4 protein-coding genes are annotated in these 5,359 nt (G+C 62.3%); 3 read left to right on the top strand and 1 reads right to left on the bottom strand.

The features are described from left to right. Window positions 1–46 precede the first annotated feature (46 nt). Window positions 47–727, top strand: coding sequence for a DNA oxidative demethylase AlkB (gene alkB, locus AC1DVH_RS25645; protein ID WP_477756162.1), 681 nt, complete (start codon window positions 47–49; stop codon window positions 725–727). 87 nt (window positions 728–814) lie between these two features. Further along, window positions 815–1,879 (top strand): bifunctional DNA-binding transcriptional regulator/O6-methylguanine-DNA methyltransferase Ada, encoded by a 1,065-nt coding sequence (gene ada, locus AC1DVH_RS25640; protein WP_477756161.1) that lies wholly within the window; start codon window positions 815–817, stop codon window positions 1,877–1,879. Here the strand turns inward: ada and acuI are convergent, their stop codons facing one another. Beyond that, complete coding sequence (acuI, locus tag AC1DVH_RS25635; RefSeq protein WP_477756160.1) at window positions 1,880–2,863, bottom strand: acrylyl-CoA reductase (NADPH); 984 nt, start codon at window positions 2,861–2,863, stop codon at window positions 1,880–1,882. Window positions 2,864–3,041: 178 nt separating this feature from the next. Here acuI and AC1DVH_RS25630 point away from each other — a divergent pair. Further along, on the top strand, window positions 3,042–5,359 hold a 2,318-nt coding region (locus tag AC1DVH_RS25630), incomplete at its 3' end, for an autotransporter (RefSeq protein WP_477756159.1).

Raw genomic sequence — 5,359 nt, 5'->3', positions numbered from 1 at the left:
CGCCTGCACAGCGGCAAACGGCATACCCTTGGAATCATCTTTCACGATGCGTCATGAACCCATGAATCCGCTGACTTTCGATCTGTTTGCCGATGCAGAGCCCGAGCAACAACCCAGGCGCGAGCAGATTGGTGAACAGTCCTACGTACTTAGAGGCTTCGCCCTGCCCTGGCTGGAGCGTTTGCTGCCCGCCCTGGAGGCGGTGCTGGCGGCTGCGCCGTTTCGGCAGATGGTCACGCCCGGCGGCTTTACCATGTCGGTCGCCCTGAGCAGTTGTGGCACATTCGGCTGGACCACTGACCGCAGCGGTTATCGGTACACCCGCGATGATCCACAGACCGGCCGGCCCTGGCCAATGATGCCCGAGGTGTTTCTGCAACTGGCACAAGCGGCGGCACTGGCAGCGGGTTTCCCCGATTTTGCGCCGGATTCCTGCCTGATCAACCGCTACATCCCCGGGGCAAAAATGTCATTGCATCAAGACAAGGACGAACATTCCTACGCAGCCCCCATCGTTTCTGTGTCGCTGGGGCTGCCGGCGATGTTCCTGTTCGGTGGCTTTGCACGCGGCGACAACAGCCAGCRCATCCCCCTGCTGCATGGCGACATCGTCGTCTGGGGTGGCGTGGATCGCCTGCGTTATCACGGCGTGTTGCCGATCAAGGACGGCCATCACCCGAGACTGGGCGAGCAACGCATCAACTTCACCTTCCGCACCGCCAGATAAAGACTGCGAATTTGACCGCAAGCGCCGGAGTGTGTGGGAATTGCCCCATGGTTAATGTGCAGGCAACCCCTCAATGGACGTGACGCCATGACTACCCAATCGACCAAGATCTCCATCGAAAACGATCCGCGCTGGGCCGCCGTGGTCGCGCGCGACCCCAAGGCTGACGGGCAGTTTGTCTATGCCGTGAAGACCACAGGCATCTATTGCAACCCCAGCAGCCTCGCGCGCTTGCCCAAGCCGCAGAACGTCGAATTCTTCGATAGCGCCGAACAGGCCCGGGCCGCGGGTTATCGTCCGAGCAAACGCGCGACAAAGGATCAGAGCGAAGTCGCCGCGCAACATGCCGCCATCGTGGCCGCCGCGTGCCGCCAGATCGAAACCGCCGAAACGCTGCCTGCCCTGGGCGAATTGGCCGAGGCGGCGGGCCTGAGCAGCTTTCACTTCCATCGTGTGTTCAAAGCCGTCACCGGCCTGACGCCCAAGGGCTACGCCGATGCCCATCGTTCACGCAAGGTACGCGAGCGACTGGCAGACGGCGGCTCGGTGACCGATGCCCTGTATGACGCCGGCTTCAACTCCAACAGCCGGTTTTATGAAGCGGCAGACCAACTGCTGGGAATGAAACCCGGGGACTACCGCGCCGCCGGTCAAAACAACGACATTCGTTTTGCCGTCGGCCAGTGTTCGCTGGGCGCGATTCTGGTGGCGCAGAGTGAGCGCGGGGTCTGCGCGATCCTGCTCGGCGATGATCCGCACCAACTGGTTTGTGATCTGCAAGACAAGTTTCGGCGCGCCAACCTGATTGGTGCTGACCAGAAGTTCGAGGCGTTGATTGCCAGAGTCGTCGGCTTTATTGAGGCGCCGGCCATTGGCCTTGATTTGCCATTGGACGTGCGCGGCACCGCATTTCAGGAAAGGGTCTGGCAAGCGCTGCGGGAGATCCCTGCCGGAAGCACGGCGAGCTACGCCGACATCGCCCTACGCATCGGTTCGCCGAAAGCCGTTCGCGCCGTGGCTCAAGCCTGCGGCGCGAACAGCCTGGCCGTGGCGATCCCTTGCCATCGCGTGGTGCGCAGCGATGGCAACCTGTCGGGCTATCGCTGGGGTGTCGAGCGCAAACGGCAGTTGCTGGAGCGCGAGTCGCCGTAATCAGCGATTCACATCCACTACCACGCGCCCGCGCAACTGCCCGGCAAGCAAGCGCGGCGCGGCTTCGATGGCTTCGCTCAAGCCGATTTCGTGACTGATAAGCGGCAACAGGTTGAAATCCAGATCCCTGGCCAGGCGATTCCAGGCCTCTACGCGCTTGGCCTTGGGCTGGGTCACGCTGTTGATACCGGCCAGGGTCACGCCGCGCAAAATGAACGGCGCAACGGATGCAGGAAAGTCCATGCCTTGCGCCAGACCGCATGCCGCGACGGTGCCATTGGCCCTGGTGCTGGCGCAAGCGTTGGCCAGGGTGTGGCTGCCGACCGAGTCGATGACGGCCGCCCAACGTTCCTTGGCCAGCGGCTTGCCTGGCTCGGACAGCGTGGCGCGGTCGATGATTTCGCCAGCACCCAGTTGCTTCAGGTAGTCATGCTCCGACGTACGCCCGGTGGAAGCCACCACCCGGTAGCCGAGCTTGTTCAGCAACGCGATGGCGAAACTGCCGACACCACCGTTGGCGCCGGTGACCAGGATTTCACCCTGTTCGGGCGTAACGCCATTGTGCTCAAGGGCCAGGATGCACAGCATGGCCGTGTAGCCCGCCGTACCGATGGCCATCGCCTGGGCAGCGGTGAATGCCTTGGGCAGCGGGATCAGCCAGTCACCGTTCAGGCGAGCCTTCTGCGCCAATCCCCCCCAATGCCCTTCACCCACGCCCCAGCCATTGAGCAGGACCTGGTCACCGACCTTGTAGTCCGGATGGTCGCTGACTTCAACGACACCGGCCAGATCGATGCCCGGCACCATCGGGAATTTACGCACCACCGGGCTGCTGCCGGTGATCGCCAGGCCATCCTTGAAGTTCAGCGTGCTGTAGGCAACACGCACCGTGACATCGCCCTCGGGTAACTGATCGTCCTGGATCTCTTGCAGTGTGGCCCGGTAACCGCTGTCGTCTTTGTCGATCAAAATACCTTTGAACATTACGGCCTCTCAATGGAATCAGTCTGGTGGTGGAGCCATTGAAATAACACATGGCAACGGATTGCCGTACCCGACTTTAAGCCAATCAGGCAAACCGCCGAGCGTTTTCATTGACGGCGGCTATGCTTTTCGCAACCTTGAAATGCCGCAACAAACTGTCTTGTCGATGGAGCTGACAATGCCTCAACTGCGTTTATTCAGCGTTTTACTGATGCTCTGTCTGGTTCCGCTCAGCGGCGTTCAGGCAGCACCGGAGCAGCCCGCCCAACCTCCCGCGAATCAGGCGACCGCCTCCCCCAGCTGGCCACAGGTGCTGGCTGCCGGCGACACCAAATTGACCATCTACCAACCGCAACTGGACAGTTGGGACGGCTACACCCTGAACGCGCGGACTGCCGTGGAGGCCACGGGCACCGATGGCAAATCCACCTACGGCATCGTGCAGTTCAGCGCACACACGCTGGTCGACAAGGCCACCCGCTGGGTGGCGCTCGACCATTACACCATCACCAAGGCCGATTTCCCCGATAGCGCAACCAAGGCTGACAGCTGGGTCGCCGCGGTGAAGCAAGACGCCGAGAACCGCACGAAAAGCATTTCCCTCGACCAACTCGAAGCCGCGCTCGGCGTCATCGCCGCCGAGCAAAAGTCCGGCAGCGAGCCGCTGGAAAATACCCCGCCGACCATTATTTCGTCCGAGGTACCCGCACTGCTGGTGTACATCGATGGCGAGCCTGCCTATCGCCCCGTTGATGGCACCTCACTGCAGCGGGTGATCAACACCCGGCCGCTGCTGCTCAAGGATGCGAAGGGCAAACATTACCTGCACGTGTTCGATGGCTGGATGGTGGCGGACAATCTGGGCGGGCAGTATGCGCCACTGCACCCGCCTTCAGCCGAGCTGGAGAAAGCCAAGAAAGCTGCGATCCAGGGTCACCAGGTAGACCTGCTGACGGGCCAGAGCGATCCGAAGGACAAGATACCGACACTGGCCAAACCGCCGATTCCGCAAATCTATATCGCCACGGTGCCGACCGAGCTGATCGTCACTGACGGCCCGCCGCAATGGCAGCCGATCCAGAACACCAAGCTGCTGTATGTGACCAACACCACCGGGCATATTTTCAAGGAGATCGGTGACCAGGACAGCTACGTGCTGATCTCGGGTCGCTGGTTCCGCGCCGGAGACATGAAAGGCCCCTGGACCTTTGTCGGCGCAGACAAACTGCCGGCAGACTTCGCCAACATTCCCGATGACAGCCCCAAGGAAAACGTAAAAGCCTCGGTGGCCGGTACACCGCAAGCCAGGGAAGCGGCCATTGCAGCGACCATTGCGCAGACCTCGGCGATCAAGAAAAGCCAGGTGAAAATGAGCAAGCCGRCATTTGACGGCGAACCGCAACTCAAGGCCATCAAAGGCACGCCCCTGCAATACGTGGTCAACAGCCCGATGCCGATCATCATGGTCGATGCACAAAGCTSGTACGCAGTGGAGAACGGTGTCTGGTTCGTGGCCACGTCGGTGCAAGGCCCCTGGACGGTCGCCTCTTCGGTGCCGGCGGTGATTTATTCGATCCCGCCTAGTTCACCGATGCACTACGTCACTTACGTGAAAGTCTACGAAGCCAGTGGCGATACGGTCGTCGTCGGTTACACGCCGGGGTACCAGGGTTCGACGCTGGACCCTGACAGCGGTGTGGTGGTGTATGGCACCGGTTATCCGTATACGCCGTGGGTGGGCAGTGTCTGGTACGGCCCGCCGGTGACCTATGGCTTTGGCGTGGCGATTCGCTACACACCCTGGACAGGCTGGACCTTCGGCTTCGGTTTCGGCTGGAGTTGGGGCGGCAGCACGGTCGCCGTGGGTTGGGGCTGGGGCGCCTATCCGTGGTGGGGCAATTACGGTTGGGGTTACGCTTGGGGGCCACATTTGTACCCGGCGCCAATGCCTTGGGGCGGTGYCGCTTACGGCTATCATGGCGGCGCCGTCGCCTGGGGCCCCGGTGGCTGGGCCGGCACGACCGGCAACATCTACCGCCAGTGGGGCGACCGGGCTTCGGTCAGCCGCTACGGCGGCGGTTACAACGCCTGGACCGGCAATCGCTGGGCCGGTCAGGTTGGAGCCTCCTACAACTCGCGCACCGGCATCGCCGCGGCCGGCCAGCGTGGCGCGGTACACAACGTCTACACCGGCAACTATGCCGCTGGCCGCAGCGGTGTGGCCGTCGGCCCCAACGGCGGGGCCATTGCCGGCCAGCACGTGACGGCCGGCAACGTCCGTACCGGCACCCAGGTCACCGCCAATCGCGGGGCCGTCTACAACCCCAATACCGGCAACACCACCCAATACGCTGGCATTCACGATCGCAACGGCAGCGTTGCGCATGTCGGCGACAACGTGTACGCCGGCCATGATGGCAACGTTTACAAGAGGACCGACAGCGGCTGGCAATCGATGGTCCAGGGCGGTGCAACCCATCTCGATTCGGCCAACAC

The sequence above is a fragment of the Pseudomonas sp. P4_C3 genome (assembly GCF_056402075.1).
This window is presented reverse-complemented; position numbering and strand designations above follow the sequence as displayed.